This is a genomic window from Microbacterium croceum, assembly GCF_023091245.1.
Taxonomy (GTDB): domain Bacteria; phylum Actinomycetota; class Actinomycetes; order Actinomycetales; family Microbacteriaceae; genus Microbacterium; species Microbacterium croceum.
Genome location: NZ_JAHWXN010000001.1, coordinates 1,140,514 through 1,162,780, shown reverse-complemented (window position 1 = coordinate 1,162,780; position 22,267 = coordinate 1,140,514). Strand labels below are relative to the sequence as shown.

General features: G+C 68.4%; 23 protein-coding genes. 9 read left to right on the top strand and 14 right to left on the bottom strand.

All coding sequences use genetic code 11. The annotated features are described in order from the left end of the window. Window positions 1–48 precede the first annotated feature (48 nt). The 4 genes from KZC51_RS05470 to KZC51_RS05455 are packed head-to-tail and all read right to left on the bottom strand — an operon-like array spanning window position 49 to window position 4,585. The gene (locus tag KZC51_RS05470) at window positions 49–663 is read right to left on the bottom strand and encodes a hypothetical protein (protein ID WP_247629001.1); all 615 of its coding nucleotides are present in this window, start codon (window positions 661–663) and stop codon (window positions 49–51) included. A gap of 19 nt (window positions 664–682) precedes the next feature. Next, complete coding sequence (locus tag KZC51_RS05465) at window positions 683–1,993, bottom strand: O-antigen ligase family protein (RefSeq protein WP_247629000.1); 1,311 nt, start codon at window positions 1,991–1,993, stop codon at window positions 683–685. Beyond that, window positions 1,977–3,320, bottom strand: coding sequence for a YveK family protein (locus KZC51_RS05460; RefSeq protein WP_247628999.1), 1,344 nt, complete (start codon window positions 3,318–3,320; stop codon window positions 1,977–1,979). The genes KZC51_RS05465 and KZC51_RS05460 overlap by 17 nt, the downstream gene beginning before the upstream one ends. A gap of 47 nt (window positions 3,321–3,367) precedes the next feature. Next, window positions 3,368–4,585, bottom strand: coding sequence for a lipopolysaccharide biosynthesis protein (locus KZC51_RS05455; RefSeq protein ID WP_247628998.1), 1,218 nt, complete (start codon window positions 4,583–4,585; stop codon window positions 3,368–3,370). A gap of 147 nt (window positions 4,586–4,732) precedes the next feature. Between KZC51_RS05455 and rfbA the strand changes: the two genes are divergently transcribed. Genes rfbA through KZC51_RS05440 form a run of 3 tightly spaced genes read left to right on the top strand, consistent with a single transcriptional unit; the run spans window position 4,733 to window position 8,015 of the window. Next, complete coding sequence (gene rfbA / locus KZC51_RS05450) at window positions 4,733–5,605, top strand: glucose-1-phosphate thymidylyltransferase RfbA (protein ID WP_247628997.1); 873 nt, start codon at window positions 4,733–4,735, stop codon at window positions 5,603–5,605. Next, window positions 5,602–6,600, top strand: coding sequence for a dTDP-glucose 4,6-dehydratase (gene rfbB, locus KZC51_RS05445; RefSeq protein WP_247628996.1), 999 nt, complete (start codon window positions 5,602–5,604; stop codon window positions 6,598–6,600). Before rfbA ends, rfbB begins: the two co-directional genes overlap by 4 nt. Further along, entirely contained in the window at window positions 6,600–8,015 is a 1,416-nt protein-coding gene (locus KZC51_RS05440; RefSeq protein WP_247628995.1) for a sugar nucleotide-binding protein, read from the top strand. The genes rfbB and KZC51_RS05440 overlap by 1 nt, the downstream gene beginning before the upstream one ends. Here the strand turns inward: KZC51_RS05440 and KZC51_RS05435 are convergent. Continuing rightward, a complete protein-coding gene (locus tag KZC51_RS05435) occupies window positions 8,012–9,169 on the bottom strand; it encodes a glycosyltransferase (protein WP_247628994.1) in 1,158 nt (385 codons plus the stop codon). The two genes, KZC51_RS05440 and KZC51_RS05435, sit on opposite strands and share 4 nt — an antisense overlap. A gap of 221 nt (window positions 9,170–9,390) precedes the next feature. Here KZC51_RS05435 and KZC51_RS05430 point away from each other — a divergent pair, with 221 nt between their 5' ends. Continuing rightward, window positions 9,391–9,846: an FAD synthase family protein gene (locus tag KZC51_RS05430; RefSeq protein WP_247628993.1), complete on the top strand. Its 456-nt coding sequence runs from the start codon at window positions 9,391–9,393 to the stop codon at window positions 9,844–9,846. Window positions 9,847–9,876: 30 nt separating this feature from the next. On the opposite strand, the gene KZC51_RS05425 is transcribed toward KZC51_RS05430, so the two are convergent. Beyond that, window positions 9,877–10,269: an SIP domain-containing protein gene (locus KZC51_RS05425; protein ID WP_247628992.1), complete on the bottom strand. Its 393-nt coding sequence runs from the start codon at window positions 10,267–10,269 to the stop codon at window positions 9,877–9,879. Window positions 10,270–10,352: 83 nt separating this feature from the next. On the opposite strand from KZC51_RS05425, the gene KZC51_RS05420 reads away from it, so the two are divergent. The 3 genes from KZC51_RS05420 to KZC51_RS05410 all read left to right on the top strand — a co-directional run bounded on the left by KZC51_RS05420 (window position 10,353) and on the right by KZC51_RS05410 (window position 14,053). After that, the gene (locus KZC51_RS05420; RefSeq protein WP_247628991.1) at window positions 10,353–10,616 is read left to right on the top strand and encodes a glutaredoxin family protein; all 264 of its coding nucleotides are present in this window, start codon (window positions 10,353–10,355) and stop codon (window positions 10,614–10,616) included. A gap of 43 nt (window positions 10,617–10,659) precedes the next feature. Next, window positions 10,660–12,039: an MFS transporter gene (locus tag KZC51_RS05415; RefSeq protein WP_247628990.1), complete on the top strand. Its 1,380-nt coding sequence runs from the start codon at window positions 10,660–10,662 to the stop codon at window positions 12,037–12,039. A 247-nt stretch (window positions 12,040–12,286) separates the two neighbouring features. After that, window positions 12,287–14,053 (top strand): aldehyde dehydrogenase family protein, encoded by a 1,767-nt coding sequence (locus KZC51_RS05410; protein ID WP_247628989.1) that lies wholly within the window; start codon window positions 12,287–12,289, stop codon window positions 14,051–14,053. Between the two features lie 22 nt (window positions 14,054–14,075). Here KZC51_RS05410 and pip read toward each other — a convergent pair whose 3' ends face one another. Beyond that, complete coding sequence (gene pip / locus KZC51_RS05405; RefSeq protein WP_247628988.1) at window positions 14,076–15,044, bottom strand: prolyl aminopeptidase; 969 nt, start codon at window positions 15,042–15,044, stop codon at window positions 14,076–14,078. A 67-nt stretch (window positions 15,045–15,111) separates the two neighbouring features. Next, window positions 15,112–15,990, bottom strand: a complete 879-nt coding sequence (gene ypfJ / locus KZC51_RS05400; protein WP_247628987.1) for a KPN_02809 family neutral zinc metallopeptidase — start codon at window positions 15,988–15,990, stop codon at window positions 15,112–15,114. Window positions 15,991–16,041: 51 nt separating this feature from the next. Between ypfJ and KZC51_RS05395 the strand changes: the two genes are divergently transcribed. Together KZC51_RS05395 and KZC51_RS05390 are read left to right on the top strand one after the other, a co-directional pair. Continuing rightward, on the top strand, window positions 16,042–17,031 hold the full coding sequence (locus KZC51_RS05395) for a malate dehydrogenase (protein WP_247628986.1): 990 nt from the start codon (window positions 16,042–16,044) through the stop codon (window positions 17,029–17,031). 53 nt (window positions 17,032–17,084) lie between these two features. Further along, window positions 17,085–17,558, top strand: a complete 474-nt coding sequence (locus KZC51_RS05390) for a recombinase family protein (protein ID WP_247628985.1) — start codon at window positions 17,085–17,087, stop codon at window positions 17,556–17,558. 15 nt (window positions 17,559–17,573) lie between these two features. Here the strand turns inward: KZC51_RS05390 and KZC51_RS05385 are convergent, their stop codons facing one another. The 6 genes from KZC51_RS05385 to KZC51_RS05360 form a co-directional block, all read right to left on the bottom strand. Further along, window positions 17,574–18,320, bottom strand: coding sequence for a hypothetical protein (locus tag KZC51_RS05385; RefSeq protein WP_247628984.1), 747 nt, complete (start codon window positions 18,318–18,320; stop codon window positions 17,574–17,576). A 134-nt stretch (window positions 18,321–18,454) separates the two neighbouring features. Further along, window positions 18,455–19,156 (bottom strand): hypothetical protein, encoded by a 702-nt coding sequence (locus KZC51_RS05380; protein WP_247628983.1) that lies wholly within the window; start codon window positions 19,154–19,156, stop codon window positions 18,455–18,457. Window positions 19,157–19,182: 26 nt separating this feature from the next. Continuing rightward, window positions 19,183–19,890, bottom strand: a complete 708-nt coding sequence (locus tag KZC51_RS05375) for a hypothetical protein (protein ID WP_247628982.1) — start codon at window positions 19,888–19,890, stop codon at window positions 19,183–19,185. 14 nt (window positions 19,891–19,904) lie between these two features. Beyond that, the gene (locus tag KZC51_RS05370; protein ID WP_247628981.1) at window positions 19,905–21,569 is read right to left on the bottom strand and encodes an alpha/beta hydrolase; all 1,665 of its coding nucleotides are present in this window, start codon (window positions 21,567–21,569) and stop codon (window positions 19,905–19,907) included. Then, complete coding sequence (locus tag KZC51_RS05365) at window positions 21,566–21,859, bottom strand: hypothetical protein (protein ID WP_247628980.1); 294 nt, start codon at window positions 21,857–21,859, stop codon at window positions 21,566–21,568. Before KZC51_RS05365 ends, KZC51_RS05370 begins: the two co-directional genes overlap by 4 nt. Before the next feature lie 85 nt (window positions 21,860–21,944). After that, complete coding sequence (locus KZC51_RS05360) at window positions 21,945–22,232, bottom strand: WXG100 family type VII secretion target (protein WP_028501988.1); 288 nt, start codon at window positions 22,230–22,232, stop codon at window positions 21,945–21,947. Between the last annotated feature and the right edge of the window lie 35 nt (window positions 22,233–22,267).

Sequence of the window (22,267 nt, the reverse complement as noted above, 5' to 3'; positions counted from 1 at the left end):
CGGCGTTCCCCTCAACGCCCGGGCCGGTGATTTCCCCTCAACCGGCGCTTACGGTCGCGCTCCCACGAACACGACGTCTGATGCTGCAGCCAGTATATCGACCATGATACGGATATCCCCGTCGGATGCAACAGGTACTGCGAAATAGAACGTCGCCTCGGCGCTCTCGCCCGGCGCGATCGAGGCGGGGAGGACGGTGGCATCATCCGCGCTGACGGCGGGCGCAGGAGTCCGATCGTCGCCGTCGTAGGTCAGGTTGACGCTCACTCCACCGGTGTCGAGAGGCTTGTCTCCGGTGTTCGTCACACTGAGGATCACCTTGACGGCCGGGCCGCTGCTCTCGCCGGGGATGTCACGGCCCGCGGTCACCGCATCCACCGACACCAGCTTGATCGACGCACCCTGATCGAGTTCGACGACCTCGTCGAGCGGCGTCTCGGTGGCGTCGTCCGGCTTCTCGACGGGCGCGGTGGCTCCGGGAGTCGGCGTCTCGACCTCGGTGGGCTGCGGCGTCGGCGTCTCCGAGGCCGTGCTCGTGGGCGAGGCCGCCAGCTGCCCCGCAGTGAAGGCCCAGACGCCCACCGCGACAGCGATCGCCACGACCGCGACTGCGACCCAGATCCAGATGCGCCGCGTTCGCGGTGTGCTCTCCGACTCCGACATGCTCGTCTCCCCTCGCTTTTCAGTTCTCCCGCGCGCCGGCTGCACGTACCGCCTGCCGATCGGCGATCGCGTCCCACTGCCACGTCGCCGATTCCGCGCCCTGATGAGCGCTCACGCTACCACCGTGCCGCGAGCGATGAGTGAGCACGGACGCCAGCACCATCAGCGTCAAGAACGGTATTGCGCTGTCGACGAGACCGCTCTCGGTGGTGGAGCGGAAGATCACGAGGACCAGCAACGGCAGGACCAGCCACCGACGACTGGCCGAGATGCACGCGGTCACGACGCACCAGAGCAGGAGCGCGGCCACGAGGGTGACGCCGATGAGTCCTGACTGCGCCAGGATCGACACCCAGCTGCTGTCGAGCACCTGCTCGTCGCGCCACTTGATGTCGACGGGGACCGTCTTGGCGGAGAGTCCGAGCCCGATCCATTTCTGCCATTCGTCCCACCCCCAGCCGAGCACGACCTTCCAGGCGTCAAAGCGGGAGTCCAGCGCCGAGGTGGTATCGGTGGACCCGGCACGAGTGGCGAGGCTGCCGAAGACGTTCGTGAACGAGGCGATGGCGTAGCCGAGCGGAAGGCAGCCCAGCAGCGCGTAGACGACGCTGCGGTCGCGGATGCCGTTAACGAAGACGGCCACGACGATGCCGAACACGATGGCAGCGAGGCCCGTGCGCGAGCCGGTCGCGACGGCGATCGTGAGCAGGACCACCGAGGCGATGAGCGTGTTGAGGCGCACGCCGCGGCGGAGCATCACGATGACCAGGCCGATCAGCGGGGCACCGGCGAGGCCGGCCAGCTCATTCGGATGGATCTCCGGGATGCCGCCGCCGAGCCGCCCGGTCGAGACGAGACCGGGGAGACCGGTGGCGGCAGCGACCACGCCGACCAGCGCCATCCCGGTCAGGAGGCTGCGGATGCTGACCGTCCACGGCACGGTCGTGAGCAGGATGAGGATGGTCGCCATGACCAGGAACACGCGGAGCACGAGCACGATCGTCGCGGCCCCGTTCCCCGCGACGAGAGCCCCCAGCGCGCTCACCAGCATGACGATCGTCATGACGGCCGCCGGTCCGATGCCGATCGACATCCGATCCCTGGTGCGCACCGCCAACAGTGCGGCGGAGCCGAAGGCGACCAGCGCGATGAGCGCCTTCGCCACCACCACGAAGTCGAGTCCTCCGCTGTAGATCGTCTGGCTGCGCCACGGGATCACGCTGGCGATCAGCAGGATGTAGAGAGTTCCGACCGCGACGAGTCGTGCACGGCTGGGCGTATGCGCCGAACCGTGCAGGTGGTTCACCGGGGCGTCAGCCTCGATGTGCACGCGTGGCTCCGCCGGCGTCCTCGTGCAATCCGCCGTGCCCTCGGTCCGATACCCGCCAGGACTCCGCGATGGACCCGAGCGCACCGCGCCCCGTGTGGATCATGAGCACGCCGACGGGACGGATGCCCATCACCCGCAAGCGCGTGGCGACGGCGACCAGATCGGGCGCGGAGGTGCTGTTGTGCTTGACCGAGACGATGATGCCCGCTCCGCCCTCGACGAGGGTCTCGAGCAGTGCGGACTCCGTGGGCTCGGCGATGACGACGACGATGTCGAAGCTCTCGTGCAGTCGCTCGACCGCGGTCGGCAGCAGACGCAGCAGGGTCTCCACCGGGATCGGTTCGTCGGCGACGATGACCGCACGATCGTCGATGTCATCGCCGTCGGCGTCGTCCTCTTCATGGTCCAGCAGCGCGTTGAGGCTGTAGCCCCCGCCGGTGACGTGCTCCTTGCGCGTGTCGACCACGCAGGCGCTGCGCCCGACGACCTCCTGTGCTTTGAGCAGCCCGAGCACCGTCTCGTCGTCGATGGCGCCGGCGGATGCGGGGACCAGCAGCTGCGTGCGCAGACCGTCTCCGGCGAGCGCCGCCAGGTTGCCGACCGTCTCCTCGAAAGCCATGAGCGTCATGGATTCGGGCTCGGGCCGCACGCGGCGGCGACGAGGGATCTGGCCGACGACCGGGAGTCCCGTCGCACGGCGGACGTCGGAGATCGTGCGGAGTCGACGGTTCGTGGTGGTGCGGTACACGGCGACGATCGCGCCCAGAGCGAGTCCGGCGACACCACCGAGTCCGGTGATCGCGGTGACCTGCGGCGAGATGGGCGACTGCGGTTCGACGGCGGGGAGCACCTGATCGAGGTTCACGGTGTAACGCGTGTCGCCCTTCACGTTCTCGGTCGTCTTGATGAGCTCGGAGAGATGCGTCGCCGCCGAGTTCGCGACATCGGCGGCGAGACTCGCGGACGGCGCATCCGCCTGCACCACGAGCAGTACGGTGTCTGCGGTGTTCTCTGCGGACAGCATCCGCCGGATGTCGCGGTCCGAGTAGTCGTCCTCGTCGAGCGCAAGATCGGATCGCACGGCGTCGATGACCTCGGGGCTGTCGATCAGCGCGGGGTACGACTTGATGCGCGCGAGACTGAACTGGTTGCGTTCGAAGAGCGATGCCTCACTCGAGTCGACCCGCAGCAGCATCGTCGACGTCGCCGCATACGTCTCCGGCAGCGCCTTGGCGACCAGCCACGCCGCGCCCGCGCCGAAGATCGCCAGCGCGACGATGATCAGCCACCCCTCGCGCAAGATACGTCCGTAAGGAACGTCCTCCATCGTCTTCCCCTCCCCCACACTGCGACCAAACGTATCATTCGGGCGCGTCACGCCCCTGAGTCTTCCGAGTCCCGTCCTGTCGACGCCACCACGAGCCACCGCAGGGCGAGACCGCCGAGCATCGACGCGAACGCCAGGCCGAACGGGAGCGCCGACACCGAGGCGCCGAGCATCAGCATGACGACGGCGATGAGCACCGCCAGCACGGTGTCGGACAGGCGGATCAGGAACACGGCGATCTGCTTGCCGCCGACCGCTCCGAGTGCCCCGTAGGGCGTCACGATCGCGACAGACAGGCCGTAGGCCAGCCAGGCGATGACGGCGAGCGGGTCGACCTCGACCCCGAACGCGAGCGGGCTCACCCACGGGATCAGCACGACGGCGATGATGCTCATCACCACGGTGCCGGCGAGCAGGAAGACGACGGCACGGTCTGCCTCGCGCACCGAATTCGTCGCGGTGCCACCCCGCCGCTGGTCCGCGAACCGCACGAAGAGGAAAGAGGACAGACCGCCGATAACGAGGATCAGCGGTGACGTGTACGTGCGGGCCGCCTCGAGCAGACCGACGGCGGTGATACCGGCGGCGGCGAGCGACAGCAGACGCACGGTCGTGAAAAGGCTCGGGCGCAGCACCTGCTGCAGGCCGCGCCACACCCCGTAGCGCCAGACGACCACGATGTCGGCGCCACGCAGGCTCACCAGCACGCGGTCTCTCTTCGGCACCAGGAACCATCCGACGACCGAGGCGACGACCTGCCCTGCCGCGATCGCTCCCAGGAAGAAGCTCACGCTGAGGACGCCCATGAGCTGGGCGGTGAGGATCACGGCGAAGGCGACGACGAACCCGCTGACGTCGGTGATCGCCGCGCGGATGAACGACATGTGCGCGATCAGCAGGCGCCGCACGATCTCCTCGATCGAGAAGGCGGCGAGCGCGACCGCGAACAGCAGAGCTTCCAGCGCACTGCTGAATCCGGTCGCCCAGGCGATCAGGAACGCACCGATGCCCAGCGCCACCGACGACGCGAGCAGCATCGCCTCGAGGCCGGCGCGCACGGTGCGCTGCGAGCGGTCGAGCACGACGAGCGAATCACCGACGAGTCCCGTCACGACCGCGGTGGCGAGGATCACGACGCCGTAGAGGATCGCGAAGCGCCCGTAGTCGTCGATGCCGAGCAGGCGTGCGACGAGGATCTGGATCAAAAGTCCGATCAGAGCCTGCACGGCCTGCGCGATGATGGCTCCCACAGCCTGGCGTTTCATGTCGCCCTCCCGGAAGACATCCTCGCACGCGGTCGGGGACCGCTCCGCGCTAGGGTGTCCTAGGACGACTGTGGGGGTCGTGGACGGTTGGGGAACCGTCGATCACGCGACGCCACCATGGACATCGACGTTTTCACAAGGGGGATCATGAAGGGCATCATTCTCGCGGGCGGATCCGGAACGCGATTGCATCCGATCACCCTGGGAGTCTCCAAGCAGCTCATCCCGGTGTACGACAAGCCGATGGTCTACTACCCCCTGTCGACGCTCATGCTCGCCGGCATCCGCGACATCCTGGTCATCACGACCCCGCACGACGCCGCGCACTTCGAACGGCTCCTCGGCGACGGCTCGCAGTTCGGCATCTCGCTCACCTTCGCCCAGCAGGAGTCGCCGGACGGCCTCGCGCAGGCCTTCACGATCGGTGCCGACTTCATCGGCGACGACAGCGTCGCGCTCGTACTCGGCGACAACCTGCTCTACGGCCCCGGGCTCGGCACGCAGCTCAAGCGCTTCGCCGACATCGACGGCGGTGCGGTGTTCGCGTACTGGGTGGCGGAGCCGCAGGCCTACGGCGTCGTCTCGTTCGACGAGAACGGGCAGGCCGTCTCCCTCGAGGAGAAGCCGAAGGATCCGCAGAGCAACTACGCAGTACCGGGTCTCTACTTCTACGACAACGACGTCGTCGAGATCGCGCGCACCCTCGCTCCGAGCGCCCGCGGCGAGTACGAGATCACCGATGTGAACCGCGAGTACCTGCAGCGCAGGAAGCTCCAGGTGGAGGTGCTCCCCCGCGGAACCGCCTGGCTCGACACCGGCACGTTCGATCAGATGACGGACGCGGCCGACTACGTGCGCACGATGGAACGGCGCACCGGCATGAAGATCGGCGTTCCGGAAGAGGTCGCCTGGCGTCAGGGCTTCCTCGACGACGAGCAGCTGCGCACTCGCGCCGAAGCACTCGTGAAGTCCGGCTACGGCACCTACCTGCTCGACTTGTTGGAACGAGGACACCGATGACCCGCCTGCTCGTGACCGGTGGTGCCGGCTTCATCGGCTCCAACTTCGTCCACCACGTCGTCGCGCACACCGATGCGCACGTGACGGTTCTCGACAAGCTCACGTACGCCGGGAACCGGGCGTCACTGGCCGGGCTGCCCGCGGATCGGGTCGAGCTCGTCGAGGGCGACATCATGGATGCCGCGCTGGTCGATTCGCTGTTCGCCGAGACCGACGCCGTGGTGCACTACGCCGCGGAGTCGCACAACGACAACTCGCTGCACGACCCGCGGCCCTTCCTCGACACGAACATCATCGGGACCTACACGCTCCTCGAAGCCGCGCGCCGTCACGAGCGCCGCTTCCACCACATCTCCACGGACGAGGTCTACGGCGACCTCGAGCTCGACGACCCGCAGCGGTTCACCGAGCAGACCCCGTACAACCCCTCGTCGCCGTACTCCTCCACCAAGGCGGGCAGCGATCTGCTCGTGCGGGCGTGGGTGCGCTCCTTCGGCGTACAGGCGACGATCTCGAACTGTTCGAACAACTACGGCCCCTACCAGCACGTCGAGAAGTTCATCCCGCGGCAGATCACGAACGTGCTGCGCGGCATCCGTCCGAAGCTCTACGGCGCTGGCCACAACGTGCGCGACTGGATCCACGCCGACGACCACTCCTCGGCGGTCCTGACGATCCTCGACAAGGGCGTGATCGGGGAGACGTATCTGATCGGGGCCGACGGCGAGAAGGACAACCGCTCCGTGATCGAACTGATCCTCACTCAGATGGGTCAGCCCGCGGACGCGTATGACCACGTGACCGACCGCGCAGGGCACGACCTGCGGTACGCGATCGACTCGACCAGGCTCCGCACCGAGCTGGGCTGGCAGCCGCGATACTCCGACTTCGAATCCGGTCTCGCATCGACGATCGACTGGTACCGCGACAACGAGGACTGGTGGGCGCCGTCGAAGGACGCCACCGAGTCGTTCTACGCCTCCAAGGGCCAGTGATGACCGAGTTCGGCAAGACGCTCACGGTCACCGAGACGCCGATTCCCGGTCTCCTGCTGGTGGACCTGCCCGTGCACGGGGACTCGCGCGGGTGGTTCAAGGAGAACTGGCAGCGCGAGAAGATGGTCGCCGCCGGTCTCCCCGACTTCGGGCCGGTGCAGAACAACATCTCGTTCAACGACGCCGTCGGCACCACCCGCGGCATCCACGCGGAGCCGTGGGACAAGTGGGTCTCGGTCGCCACCGGCAGGATCTTCGGCGCGTGGGTCGACCTGCGCGAGGGCGCCACGTTCGGGACCGTCTTCACCGCCGAGATCGACCCGTCGCGGGCGATCCTGGTGCCGCGCGGGGTGGGCAATTCGTATCAGACTCTCGAGCCCGACACGGCCTACGCCTATCTCGTGAACGACCACTGGTCGCCCGACGCGGAGTACTCGTTCCTGAACCTGGCTGACGAGACCGCGGCGATCGCATGGCCGATCCCGCTCGACGACGTCGAGATCTCCGCCAAGGACCTCGCCCACCCGCGCCTGGCGGAGGTGACACCGATCGGCCCGCGGAAGACGCTGGTGATCGGCGCATCCGGACAGCTGGGCACCGCACTGCGCACAGAACTCGGCGACGTGGCGCACATCGAGTACGCCACGCGCGAGACCTTCGACCTCGGGGCCGCCGACCTCGACTTCGCACGTCGCTGGCGCGACTACGGCACGATCATCAACGCCGGTGCGTACACCGCGGTCGACCTGGCCGAGACACCGGCCGGACGACGCGACGCCTGGGCGGCGAACGTGACCGGCGTCGCCGCGCTCGCCCGCATCGCGACCGAGAACGGCCTCACCCTCGTGCACGTCTCCAGCGACTACGTCTTCGACGGCGCGCAGGCCGAGCCGTACGCCGAGTCCGATCCCGTGCAGCCGCTCGGCGTCTACGGGCAGACCAAAGCAGCGGGCGATGCCGTGGTCGCCACGGTGCCCCGCCACTACATCGTGCGCACCTCGTGGGTGATCGGCGAGGGCAGGAACTTCGTGCGCACCATGGCGTCTCTCGCCGAGCGCGGCATCGCGCCACGCGTGGTCGGCGACCAGATCGGGCGGCTCACCTTCACGGCCGATCTCGCATCCGCGATCGCGCACCTGCTCGCGCAGCGTCCGGCGTACGGCGTGTACAACGTCACGGGTGCCGGTGAGCCGCAGTCCTGGGCCGACGTGGCGCGGGCCGTCTACCGTCTGACCGGCCACGACCCCGCCGGGGTCAGCGATGTGACGACGGCCGAGTACTTCGCGGGTCAGGCGGGGCCTGTGGCCCCTCGACCCCTCAACAGCATGCTCGATCTGAGCCGCATCACTGCCACGGGCTGGACCCCGCGCGACGCGGCGATCTCCCTCGAGGAGTACCTGGCGACGGACGCTTAGAGCTCGCCGGGCTTCATCGCCTCGGCATCGACCGCACGGATGATGCGGAGCGTCGCCGTGTCGGCTCTCGGCTCTCGCCCCTCTGCAGCACGACGACGCGGCGCGTAGACGACGAGCGAGTGGAAGAGGAAGCGGGCGAAGAACGCCACGACGAGCGTGAGCCCGGTGGCCAGCACGCTGGAGATGTGCCAGCTCTCCACCATGAGCGCCATCACCGGGATGCGCACGGCCGCTTCGACGTTGTTGAACGTGAACGAGGTCGCGAAGCGCAGGCCGAGGCCACGGGCATCCGTACGCATGTCGGCGAAGACGAACCGCTCCTGCAGGATGAAATTGCCGACGATGGTGACCTCGGCTCCGATGATCGCGGCCCAGATGTAGGGGACTCCGAGCGCGACCAGGAGCCACATGATGCCGATGTTGGCCACGGCTCCGATCACGCCGATCATCGCGAACAACGACATCTTGCCGAAGCGGAGGCGTGCGAGGTGCGCGACGAAGGTGACGCCCTGACGCAGACTCGCCTTGGAGGTGCCGTGCCGGCGCTCGGCGAACTCCATCGGGATCTCGGCGATGCGCAGGTCGGTGCGAGCGAGGATCTCGAGCAGGATCTTGAACCCCTGCGGGCGCAGCGACGCGACGTCGAGCCGACGGCGGTCGACGAGGAAGAACCCGGTCATGGGGTCGGTGCTTCGCGCGAGTCGGATGGGGAACATCGCCCGCGTCAGCCAGGTCGCCGCCCGCGACACCCCGAAGCGCACCGCGGTACCCAGGCCGCTGGTGTCACCGCCGCCCACATAGCGCGAGGCCGCGACGACGTCGGCGCCCCCCTCGGCGAACCGGTCGAGCAGCGCCGGCAGCAACTCGGGCGGATGCTGCAGGTCGCCGTCCATCACGATGCAGATGTCGGAGCCTGCGGCGGCGAGCCCGACGACGACGGCACCGCCCAGCCCCCCGGTATTGTCCGTGCGGTGGATGACCCGCACCGGCACCGGGGCGTCCGCGGCCACGCGGGCGACCTCATCAGCTGTGTCATCGGAGCTGTCATCGACGAAGAGGATCTCGGCGTCACGACCACGCAGTGCCGCTGCCGTGCGCTCCACGAGTTCGGCGACGTTGTCGCGCTCGTTGAACGTCGGCACGATGACCGTCACCGCTGTCCCCACGCGCCGCCCTCCCCCTGCTTCACTGGCCTGCGGCACCCATCGTCGCACGGGTTCCTGTGGGGTGGGAAACCCGCGGATGCCGGTGCACGGTCGCGAGATCGGGGGTCGCATGGGCGGACGCGGGTCCGCTAGACTGATCGGATGCGGCTGTGGGAGTCGCTGGCGGATGGGGATCCGCTCTGGGGATTACTGATCTGGGGAGATCACGCATGGGGACGCGTATCGGCTATGCCGCGGGAGCTTTCGACCTTTTTCACGTCGGGCACCTCAACCTTCTTCGTCACGCCAAGCAGCAGTGCGACATCCTGATCGCCGGCGTCGTGAGCGACGAGATGCTGCGCCAGGTGAAGGGCATCGAGCCCGTCATCCCGACGGCGGAGCGTGCGGAGATCGTGAGTCACATCTCCTTCGTCGACGACGTCTACGTCGAGACGAGCCCGTCCAAGATGGACGCGTGGGAGGATGTGCGCTTCACGCACTTCTTCAAGGGTGACGACTGGCGTGGCACCGAGAAGGGCCTGCGTCTCGAGCGCGAGTTCGCGGAGGTCGGTGTCGAGGTCGTGTACTTCCCGTACACCGCGCACACCTCCAGTTCGTCGCTGCGACGAGCGCTCGACGCGATCACCGCGGGGGCGAACATGCAGACGACGTCCGCCTCGCGCTGATCCGGAGACCCGACCGCCGGCGGGGAACCGTCAGTTCGCGACGCCCAACAGACTTCGGGCCATGCGCGCCACGTGGGGTGGCGTGTGTGGCCCGAGCCATACCGTCCAGTGCGCGGGCGGCTCGGCGCAGGTCCACTCGACGCACCACGCGTGCACGGCGTTCGCGAGGCGCTCCCCCTTGGTGTGCGCGCGGATGCCGTCGCCGCGCAGCAGCCACCGCACGGAGACGCCCGCGGGGACGTCGATGTGACGGAGCTGGACCCGAGCAGCGGCCTCGAGAACGATCGCGCCCTGGGCATCCCACGGCAGACGTGCCGCGATACCGGCGATGGCAGCCGCGTCCGCGGCGTCGCCGGCGATCAGGACCGGGCCCTCGATATTGCCCCAATCCGGATCGCTCAGATGTTCGCACGCGCCAGTCATACTCCAAGTATAGGTAAGGCTACCCTTACTCACAATGCCGAGGCGGCGAAGCCCTCCCTCCTCTCCGGGCATACCCTTGATGTATGACTTCTCCGAGCGAATCCACGATCACCCTGTTCGGCGCCGACTGGTGCCGCGACTGCATCCGCACCAAGAAGCAGCTCGATGAGCTCGGCGTGGAGTACACCTACGTCGATCTGGTCGCCGACCCGTCTGCGGCGGATGTGGCCAAGGAGATCTCGGGCCGCACCAACATCCCGGTGGTCGTCTACCCCGACTCCACCCACCACGTCGAGCCCGCGAACTCCGACGTCGAGTCCAAGCTCCGCGAGCTGTCGCTGATCTGACGCGCACGGTCGCACCGCTCGCACGCGCCGATACACTGGCGCGATGAGCACCGAGGCTCCCCCGGAACACGCATCCGTCCGCCTGTCCGCCCGCACGATCGTGCTATACGCGATCGGTTCGCTGGGCACCGGCGGTTACGCCACGCTCCCCGGGCTGGTGCTGACGTACTTCCTCACCGACAACCTCGGCGTCGCCGCACTCGCCGCCGGCCTCATCGTGACGGCAGCGAAGATCTGGGATGTCGTGATCGATCCGCTGATCGGCGCGGCCTCCGACCGACAGCTCGCACGCACGGGCTCCCGCCGCGGCTTCATGATCACCGGCGCGCTCGCGCTGCCCGTCTTCTTCGCGCTCACCTTCGCGGTACCGCCGTCGTGGGGACCGGTGACCGGGGCGATCTGCGTGCTCCTGGCCTTCCTCGCCACTGCCACCGCGTTCAGCCTCTTCCAGGTCCCGTACGTCGCGCTGCCGGCCGAGCTCACCGACAGCTATGACGAACGCACCCGCCTGCTCGGCTGGCGCGTCGTCGTGCTGACCGCCTCGATCCTGCTGTTCGGCGCCGGGGGACCAGCCTTGCGCAAGGCCGGCTCTGATCAGGTCATCGGCTACCTGCTCATGGGGATCATCGCCGGTCTCGCGATCGGCATCGGCATGTTCATCGCCGCCCGCACGGCCGACATCGCAGCGTCGCGCACCTCCCCTACCGGGCAGGCAGCCACCGCACCGAACGGCATCCGCGAGCAGTACCTCTCCGGCTTCCGGGCTCTGCGCCGCAGTCAGCCCTTCCGCGCCCTTCTGGGTACGTTCCTCCTGCAGGCGCTGGCGACGGGAACGATGCTCGCCGGCGCGCAGTACCTGGCGACCTGGGTGCTGCGCTCGGAAGACGCCGTGACCTTCGTCTTCATCGCCCTCGTCGGGCCCGCGCTCCTTGCGACCCCCGGCTGGACCGTGATCGCCCGCCGTGTCGGCAAGGAACGGGCATTCACGATGGCGAGCGTGCTGTTCACCCTGGCGGCCGCCTCCATCACGGTCGCGCTCTGGGCGCCAGGCGGCTGGATCTACGGCTCGGTCGCCGTCGCCGGCATCGCCTACGCCGGACTGCAGTCGCTGCCGATGGCGATGCTCCCCGACGTCATCTCGCACGATGAGCGCACGAGCGGACGCGGGCAGGCCGGCACCTTCACCGGCATCTGGACCGCGGGAGAGACCGTCGGCTTCGCGCTCGGCGCCACCGCGGTGTCGCTGACCCTCGCCGGCACCGGCTACATCTCCACGGTCGCCGGCACCGCGGTCGCGCAGCCCGAGGAGGCCATCACCGGCATCGTGCTGAGCTTCAGCATCCTCCCCGCCGTGCTGATGCTCGCGAGCCTGCTCCCGCTGCGGCGCTACCGGCTGCGTCGGAGCGATATCGAGCGCCCGTGAATCGCTCACCCGCGGGGGCTCATGACGCCGACGCCTGCGCCCTCGCCTGTGCGTGCCGAGAGAGCGCCACCCGCGACCACGAGGCTCGCGACGTGCAGGAGGATCCGCGACGTGCAGGAGCAAACCGGGGCGGATGCTCCCACAACTCGCACTTCTTCCTGCACGTCGCGCGTTCTCGGCGTCATCCGCCCCGCGAACTCGCCCAGGCTCGCGGCCTAAGCTGGGATCCCGTCCGAAGGAGACTGCGATGACTTCTGCGACCACAACGGCTAGTCCAGCTGCCGCGAACGCACCGACGAACGAGCTGAGCGCCGACGCACGCGGACGACTCGACTCCGCGATCGTCGAACTGCACGCCGGGGCGCGGACGTGGACGGCGCTCACCCTCGCCCAGCGCGTCACCCTGCTGCGCGCCGTGCGGACCAGCGTGGCAGCGACGGCCGAGGACTGGGCGCACACCGCCGCCGCGTCGAAGGGCCTCGACGCACGCCATCCCCTCCGCGGCGAGGAGTGGCTCAGCGGACCGTACAGCGTGCTCGGCGCGCTCGACGCCTACATCGAGACGCTGTCGCGACTGGCCGAGGGCACCAACCCCCTCGACGGGATCACGATCGACCGGGCACCGGGCGGACGCGCGCGCGTGCACGCCTTCCCCCTCACCGGCATCGACAGGTTCCTGCTCTCCGGCTACACCGGTGAGGTCTGGCTGGAGCCCGGCGTCACCCCGAACGCCGCGCGCGCCGCGGCGGGGCTCGCTCAGCGCACGCCGACAGTCTCGGGAGGCGTCGGCCTGGTGCTCGGCGCCGGCAACATCACTTCGATCCCCGTGCTCGATGTGCTCTACGAACTCCTCGCCCACAACCGCACCGCACTGCTCAAGGTCAACCCGACTCAGGACGCTCTGGTGCCGATCTACAAGCGCGCCTTCGCCCCCCTGATCGAACCCGGTCTGGTGCGCATCGTGCGCGGCGGGCCCGAGGTCGGCGCGTATCTCACCGGGCACCCCGACCTGGCGCACGTGCACATCACCGGGTCTGCGGCCACCTTCGACGCGATCGTGTGGGGCACCGGAGCCGCGGCGAAGCGCCGCCGACGCGAGATGCGGCCACAGCTGAAGAAGCCGATCACTGCCGAGCTCGGCGGGGTCTCGCCAATCATCGTCGTGCCCGGCGACTGGAGCGACGCGGATCTCACCTATCACGCCGAGCACATCGCCACGATGCGGCTGCAGAACAGCGGACACAACTGCATCGCCGGACAGATCGTGATCCTCTCGTCCGACTGGGCGCAGGGCCCCGCCTTCCGCGCCGCACTCCGCCGCGCCTACGCGAACGCCCCGGAGCGGCCGATCTGGTACCCGGGCTCCCCCGCGCGCATGCATCGCGCCGCGGACGACTATCCCGACGCACTCGTGCTCGGCGACCGCGTGCTCGTGGAGATCGACGGCGACGACGACCCGACCGCGCTGCAGAACACCGAGTACTTCGCGCCGGTGCTCGGCGTCGTCGCCGTGGCCGGCACCGGTCAGGAGTTCCTCGACGCCGCCGTCGCGTACGCGAACGATCAGCTCCAGGGCACGCTCGGCGCGAATCTGATCATCGCGCCTGCCACCGAGCGCGCACTCGGCACCGGCTTCGAGCGGGCGATCGCGAGCCTCCGCTACGGTTCCATCGCGATCAACGGGTGGACGGCGTTCGGCTTCATCACCCCGACCATGACCTGGGGCGCGTTCCCCGGGAACACGATCGATGACGTGGGCAGCGGGATCGGCGTGGTGCACAACGCGCTGCTGCTCGACGACGTCGAGCGCTCCGTCATCCGCGGACCGTTCCGCCCGCTGCCGCGGTCGTTGCCGATCCTGAACGGCGGAGGACGCCTGACGATCCTGCCGAAGCCGCCGTGGTTCGTGTCGTCCCGGACCGGGGCGACCGTGAGCGAAGGACTGACCCGCTTCCGCGCGAACGGCGGCGTGCTCGGGCTCGTGAAGACCCTGACGAAGGCGCTGCGGGCCTGAACCCCGGGCGCAGCGGCCGACGTCAGAAGGAGAACAGGTCGGTCGCGTCGCGCAGCGCCTGCTGGATGCCGGGCTCTGCCGCCGAGTGCCCGGCGTCGTCGACCACCACGAACTCGGCCTCCGGCCAGGCCCGGTGCAGATCCCAGGCGGTCATCATCGGCGTGCAGACGTCATGCCGGCCCTGCACGATGACGGCGGGGATGTGCCGGATCGCATCGATGCCGGCGAGCAGCTGCCCCTCGGTCCACCAGCCCCGGTTCACGAAGAAGTGGTTCTCGATCCGGGCGAAGGCGGTGGCAGCGCGCGGGTCGGACATCGCGGCGATCTGCTCGGTGTCGGGACGCAGCGTGACGGTCGAGGCCTCCCAGGTCGACCAGGCGATCGCAGCGGGCACGTGCACGGCGGGGTCGGGGTCGAAGAGCCGCCGGTGATACGCGTCGATCATGTGCGAGCGCTCCAGTACCGGGATCGGCGCGATGAAGCTCTCCCACAGGTCGGGGAACAATGCCGCGGCTCCGCCCTCGTAGAACCACTCCAGCTCCATACGCCGCAGCGTGAAGATGCCGCGGAGCACGAGCGCCGAGACGGCATTCGGATGCGCCTGTGCGTAGGCGAGCGCGAGCGCACTGCCCCAGGAGCCACCGAAGACCTGCCACTGCTCGACGCCCAGGTTCTTGCGCAGCAGCTCGATGTCGGCGATCAGGTGGGCCGTGGTGATGTGACGCAGATCCGCACCAGGCTCTCCCGCATGCGGGGTGCTCTTCCCGCATCCGCGCTGGTCGAACAGCACGATGCGGTACTTCTCGGGGTCGAAGAAGCGACGCTGCCACGGCGAGGTACCGCTGCCCGGGCCGCCGTGCAGGAAGACGACCGGCCTTCCCTCGGGGTTTCCGCTGACCTCCCAGTACAGGCGGTGGCCGTCGCCGACGAGGAGCTCGCCCGACTCGTACGGCTCGATCGGCGGATACAGCGCATCCAGGTTCATCGTCATTGTGCCCCCAGCCCGGAAAGAAGACTACGGATTCCACGCTACCCCGGGAGGACCCGGTCAGCGGGGATTACAGGTCGCCGTCGGCAGCAGTGAGTGCCTGCTCGCAGACACCGAGCCCGTTGGTGTAGCCGTTCGCGAACCACCCCTGCCGCTGGTCGCTGGTTCCGTGGGTGAAGCTCTCGGGGTTGATGGAGCCGGATTGCGCCTGAATATGGTCGTCGCCGACCGTGAATGCCGCGTTGAGCGCATCCACACGTTGTTCCTCAGTGGATGGCTGGAGGTAGGGGACTCCGTCCGGGCCCTCGTCCTCCGACATCCGCGCGATCCATGCTCCGGCGTAGCAGTCCGCCTGGAGTTCGGTTCGCACGCCGTTGCTCGCCGCCCCCGTCCCGTCGTTCGGGTAACGGTCCATGACCCCGGTGATGTACTGGATGTGGTGGCCCCATTCGTGACCCACGATGTACAGCTGCGCGAGGTTGCCCGCCGATGCGCCGAACTGCTGCCGCATGAGGTCGAAGAACGTCGGATCGATGTAGACCGTCTCATCACCGGGGCAGTAGAACGGGCCGACGGCGTTGGAGGCCGTGCCGCAGGCCGTGCCTGTGGCACCATCGACGACGATGAGCTGCGGGGCGCGGTAGCCGTCGACGTTCTTCTCCCAGAAGGCGTCGAGCGCGAGTTGCGCGCCGGCCATGCGACAGTCGACGTTCTCATTGGCGTCCTGCCCGGTGTCGCAGTTCTCGATCACAGAGCTGTCGCCGGTTCCCGACCCGCTCGGCTGCGAGATCCCCCCGAGCAACCCCGTGAGGTCGATGCCGAGCAGCGGACCGGCGATGAGCGCGATGAGGGCGAGCACGCCGACACCCGCACCACCGGCGACGGCGGCCGTGCGCCCACGGCGACGCGTCGTGTTGCCGGAGAGGTCGGCGTCGGGGTTGAAGGTCATGAGAGAGAGGGTACTCCGACAGCCGACCCGGAACGGACGTAGGCTCGGGGCATGACGACCACGATCACCCTTACCGGCGCCGGCGGACAGATCGGCTACGCACTCCTGTTCCGGATCGCGGCAGGCGACCTGCTCGGCCCCGACGAGAAGGTGCGGCTGCGGCTGCTCGAGATTCCGCAGGGGTTGGGGGCCGCGGAGGGCGCAGCGCTCGAGCTGCAGGACGGGGCGTTCGACCTGCTCGAGCACGTCGAAGTGACCGATGACGTCGCCGTCGGCTTCGACGGCTGCGATCTCGCGCTGCTCGTCGGCGCCCGTCCGCGCGGTCCCGGTATGGAGCGCGGGGATCTGCTCGCCGCCAATGCCGGCATCTTCGGGCCGCAGGGTGCCGCGATCGCCGCGAACGCGGCCCCTGGTGTGCGCGTCACGGTGGTCGGCAACCCCGCGAACACGAACGCGCTGATCGCCGCGGCATCCGCTGACGGAGTGCCCGCCGAGCGGTTCACCGCCCTCACCCGCCTCGACGAGAACCGCGCCCGCGCCCAGCTCTCGCAGACGCTGGGCGTTCCGGTCTCCACGATCCGTCGCCTGCCGATCTGGGGCAACCACTCGGCCACCCAGTTCCCCGACATCTCGCACGCCACGGTCGGCGGAGAGTCGGTCACAGACGCGCTCGAGGCGATCGTGGGCGACGTGCCGACCTGGCTGGACGAGACGTTCATCCCCCGGGTCGCGAAGCGCGGTGCCGAGATCATCCAGGTGCGCGGGTCGTCATCCGTCGCCTCGGCGGCCAACGCGACCATCGAGCACGTGCGCGACTGGGTGCGCGGCACCGAGGACTGGACATCCGCCGGTGTCGTCTCGCGCGGCGAGTACGGCGTGCCCGAGGGCCTCGTCTCGTCGTTCCCCGTGCGCTCCGTCGACGGCGAGTGGCAGATCGTCGAGGGCCTCGAGGTCAGCGACTGGGCGCGGGCCCGCATCGACGCCTCCGTCGCCGAACTGGTCGAGGAGCGCGACGCGGTGAAGGCCCTCGGACTGCTCTGACACCGGTCGCCGAATCACGGCAGAACAGGGCAGAATGGGTGCGGAGGTGCGCGATGAGCGAGACGATCGATCCCACGAAGGTGGCGGCATCCGTCGACGACGCCCTCACCAGTCCGCTGCACCTGCCCCACGATGCGGCGCAGTGCCCGAAGTGCTTCACCGAGCTGCAGCAGAACCGCAACTTCTGGATCGCGCGGCCCGCCGGCTCGCGTCTGGTCGGCCTGGTCGTCGCTCGCGAAGGGATGCCGTCTGTCGTCGAGCAGCGTGACGACCTGACCCGCTTCGGCGTGCCGATCGAGGGCTTCCGTCATCCGGCGCCCGACATCCTGGAGAGCTGGAACGACCGCCTCGCGCGCCTCATCTCGACCCTGCGAGAGGGTGATGTCGTGGTCGTCGCGAACATCAAGGCACTCGGCCTCGACGCCGACGAGGGGGCTCGCACGGCCGCGGAGCTGCGCCGTCACGGCATCATCGTGAAGGTCCTGAACCACGACGCGCGGCACCTGGCCGACGCTGCGGCGCGCTGAGCGCCCTCCGCCGCCTCAGCTCCCGTAGGGCGCCTTCGGCGGGTCCGTGACGACAGGCTGCGGGATGACAGGTGACTCGTCCTCGTTGAAATACACCGGGCCACCGGCGGGGAAGTAGAACTGCGGCACCGAATCGACTCCCTCGAACGCCGGGAGCGTTTGCCAGACCACATCATCGTTGCTCCGGTTCCCGTCATCAGTCACCATCCAGCCGAGGTCATCGCTATCGCCGGGATAGCAGGGGGAGTCGGCGGACGCGCCGACCCACCCCTCGGCCGGATGAATCTCGACAAAGATGCTGCCGGCGGTGTCGTCTTCGGCGATGATGTTCCACTGCGGCCGATCGCCCCCTTCCCCATAGATCGATGTCACCGGCTCCAAGCCCACCTTCGTGAACGCAGCGACAGCACGATCACTGATCGTCTGCGGATCCATATCCACCAGGTCCACCATGTCCACTGTGCGGCGGTAATGGAAGCTGTAACCATCATCCGCGACACCCTCATCGCAGTCCCCGGGGACAGCTCCATGACCGCCGAACGGGATCTCCCAGTCCCCCGCATGAATATCCATGATGATGTCGTGCATCGTGGACGCCATCGCCACGTAGTGCTTCTCCCCCTCCCGGTAGAGCTCATCGCCTTCAGGGACAGGCTGCGCGGCACATCCGGTCATCATCAACACCAATCCGGCAGCCACAGCCACCCACACACTTCGCATCATCGTCTTACCCCTGTCGCTGTCGCTGTCGAACACGGTCACGCCCGGCAACATCTCCGGGCTGACCGGGTGCGCCGACGATGTGGCCCGACCAAGCCGCGCGACGGCATCGTCCGAGAGTGTCGAGTAGATCTGCGGCGCGTTCGACGACTGCCGGAACGACCGGCTCGCCCGCCTCAGCTCCCGAAGGGCGCCTTCGGCGGATCCGTCACCACGGGCTGCGGCTCGACCACGCTCTCGTCCTCGTTGAAGTACACCGGTCCGCCAGCGGGGAAGTAGAACTGCGGCACCGAATCCACGCCTTCTGTCGCCGGGATCGAACGCCACGTCAGGATGTCGTCCCCACGGTTCTCGTCATCGCCGACCATCGCCGAGAGAGCATCAGAATCTCCCGGCATGCACGGGGTGTCGGCCGATGCCGTCACCGTGCCCTCTGCCGGCCGGATGGTCACGACGGCTCGGCCCACCGCGTCGTCCTCGGCGATGACATTCCACTCGGCGCGGTCCCCCTCGCCGTAGACGGCCGTATCCGACTCCAAGCCGGCATCCGCGAACGCCTTGACGGCCGCGTCGCTGAGGGCCTGTCCGTCGACGTCAGACAACGCCACGGAACGTCGGTACGCGAAACGGTAGCCATCGTCGGCATGGCCGAGATCGCACGCGATCGGGAAGGCTCCGTAGCCCCCGATCGGCACGTCCCACACGCCCTCGTGCACACCCATCAGGACGGTGTGCATCGTGTTCGCCATCGTGAGATAGCGCTTCTCTCCGTCGCGATACAGCTCATCGCCTTCGGGAGCCGCCTGCGCAGCACATCCGGTCATCACCAGCACCAATCCGGCGGCCACGACCGCCCACGCGTAACGCATGGCTGCCACCCTAGTATCCAAGCAGAACCCGGCTGTCAGGACGCGGCGCCACCGTAGGGCGCCACGGGGAACTCGGTGGTCGTCGGCTGCGGCTCGACAGGCGTACCGTCCTCGTTGACGTAGATCGGGCTCCCCTCGGGGAAGTAGAACCGCGGCTGCCAGTCCGGGCCCTCGAACGCGGGGAAGCGCAGCGACGCCCCGTCATCGGCGAGCTCGCCACCGAAGACCATATCGGAGAGATCCGCAGCATCGCCGGGAATGCAGCCGGGGGTTGCTGACGCCCGGATCTGATTCCGACCAGGACGGATCGTCACCACACCACGACCGACGTCGCCGCCCGTGCCGATGACGTTCACCTCCTGGCGATCTCCCTCACCGAACTTCGCCGTGCTGGCCTCCACCCCGGCGTCCTCGAAGGCCTTGGTCGCGGCAGCGACGACGGCGTCCACATCGATCGCCTCCTCGGGCTCCAGCACCCGCGCCCAGGAGAACGTGTACCCCGTCAGCTCGCCGTTGATGCGACAGGGAATCGGCGACGCGCCGAAGGAGCCCTGATCCACGGCCCAGTCCCCCTCATGCACGGCCATGATCACGGAGTGCATGACCGTGGCATAAGCGACGTAGTTCTTCTCCCCCTCGCGATACAGCGCATCGCCCTCAGGCGCCGACCCACAGCTCGTCATCGTCATCACCAATCCGACGGCTGCTGCCGCCATCAGTCCGCGCTGCCACTTACCGCGCATCCGTCACCATCCGCTCAGAAGTCGATGAGCGCATACTCATCGCTGATCCACCAGTTGTCCGCATCCCAGAATCCCTGCGTGCTGCCTTCGCCTCCGCGCTCCGTGCCCGGCTGCCCGGTCTGGATGATCTCCGACACGTTATAGAACGATTCGGACCCCGGCTCCAGGTAGGCACCGGGCCCGAGGGCATCGTGCCCGGTCGCCGAGGGAAGGCTCCCCCCGGATGAATCAACTCCGCCATCGCTGTCGAACACGGTAGTGCCCGGCAGCCGCTCGGGGCTGACAGGATGCCCGGGGGCCGTAGCCCGGCCGATCCGAGCGATCGCATCGTCCTCGGAGATGGTCGCATAGATCTGCGGCGGCTTGCCGTTGGTCAGGTTCTCGACCACGGTGGGATCGTTCGGGAAGCCGGCGGAACCGACCGCGATGAACGAGGTGACACCGAGTCCGTCCGGCTGCGAGCCGATCGCCAGTGCGGCCGTGGTGGACCCGTACGAATGCGCGATCACGTTGACGTCGGCATCGGGCGACAGCGCGCGCACCGCGAGCAGATACGAACGCAACGCCGCCGCGCCATCCTGCGCCCGGTCCATCGCAGGCTCTTCCAGCAGCTCCGGCGTGTCGTAGCCGAACCACACCACGGTGGCAGACCCGGGACCGACCGAGTCATTGAGCGCCTTCGCCGATTCCCCCCAGGAGAAGAGATCGCCTACGTTGCCCTTCATCCCAGGGATCAGCGTGTTGATCTCGGATGCTGTGGACAGATCGCCGTAGGCAAGCGCTGCGGTGACCTGCTCCGAGCCGTCCGGATCGAAGCTGATCAGGTTCGGCTTCGGAGTTCCCGCCGCGTTCAGCGCCCGCACGATCGCTTCGAGCTCATCCCGATGCGGCCCCTCGGGCTCGGTCTCGAGCAGCTCGTCCAGCCGCGCCTTGTTGACCGTCGCCCGCACGTCCCAGGGGATGCCGTCGAGGTTGCCGATGATCTCGGGATGGCTCTTGATGATCTCGTCCTGCAGCTCGGGGTTCTCCAGCCAGAGCCGGTAGATGTCCTCCGGGCTCGTGGCCGCGAGCAGCGCGTCGAGGAGATCGCGCGCCTCGTTCGTCAGCACGGTCCCACCACCACCGGCGAGTTCCGAGAGCGCGGCGGCGTACGCGGTGTCCCAGTCGCCGTAGTACCCCTCGTACTGCGTCCAGAGGGCGTCCAGCGCCTCCTTCGCGGCATCCCGGTCGCCGATCGCCTCGGTCACCGCATCGTTCGTGTCGTCGATCTTGTCCTGGTCATCGCCGTAGGCGGCGGCCATCGCCGCACGACCGGCGTGGTCGGCGGCCATGTTCAGGCGCGACCACTCCGCGTGGGCGGTCTCGATGTCGTCGATCAGGTCGTTGGCCGGCTTCGCGTGCGCGTCGAAGGCGTCGGCGTAGCGCTGCATGACTCCGGCGAGCAGCTGCGCCTCGGCGATGTCGGCCGGGAGCAGTCCGGAGAGGTCGCTCGCGTCGGTGCGCACCGCGGTGACGGCCCTGCCGACGCCGGGAAGGTCGTGGGCGGACTGCACCGCCGTGCGTAGGTCACCGAGTCGATCCGCGACGCGCGTGAACAGGCCGCTCCAGTACGCCATCGATCCGCTGTTGCCCTCGAGGCGTTCGAGCGGGTAGCCGCGGTTCGGCGAGGTGAGCGTCATGAGCGGTCTCCCCCGGTGAGCTCGGTGTCGAGCTCGGTGTACTTGTTCGCGATGTCGGTGATCGCGGCAGCGAGAGCATCGGCGGCTTCGTTGCGGTCGTACGCCGCGTCGTGCAGGGCGGTGAGGCGTCGGTGCATCTCGAGACGGAGTGCGGCGCGCTGCGCGGGATTCTCGACCCCGGTGTCTTCGCCGATGACGTTCGCGGCCTCCATCAGGACCTCGTACGTGGCCGCGGTGAGCGCGCTGGACGCGTCGTTCAACTCGGCGTAGAAGATCTCGACATCGCTCATGGTTCGCCCCCCGACGAATATTGGATGTGCGTGACGGAAAGGGGCCGACAGTCTCCCGTCAGCCCCTCACCGGGAACACGGTGGTTCAGCTGCCGGCGAGCTGCTGGTCCAGGTCCTGGATCGCACGCATCATGCCCAGCAGCGACTCGGACATGTCATTGATGCCGTCCACCGCCGTCTTCAGACCCGTCGTCAGCTCCGTGTACCCCTCACCGAACTTGCCCGACGCGTGCTGCGTCTTGAAGTCCTCACCCAGAAGAGTGTCCACCTGACCCTTCAGCGTGTCCAACTGACCCTGAATGTCATCACGAGCCTGCGACAGCGACGACGCCACCTGCTCCATCTCCGCATAAGACGCACCGAAATCGGCCATCGTCCACACCTCCGCAAATCGACTGGAACGGACCC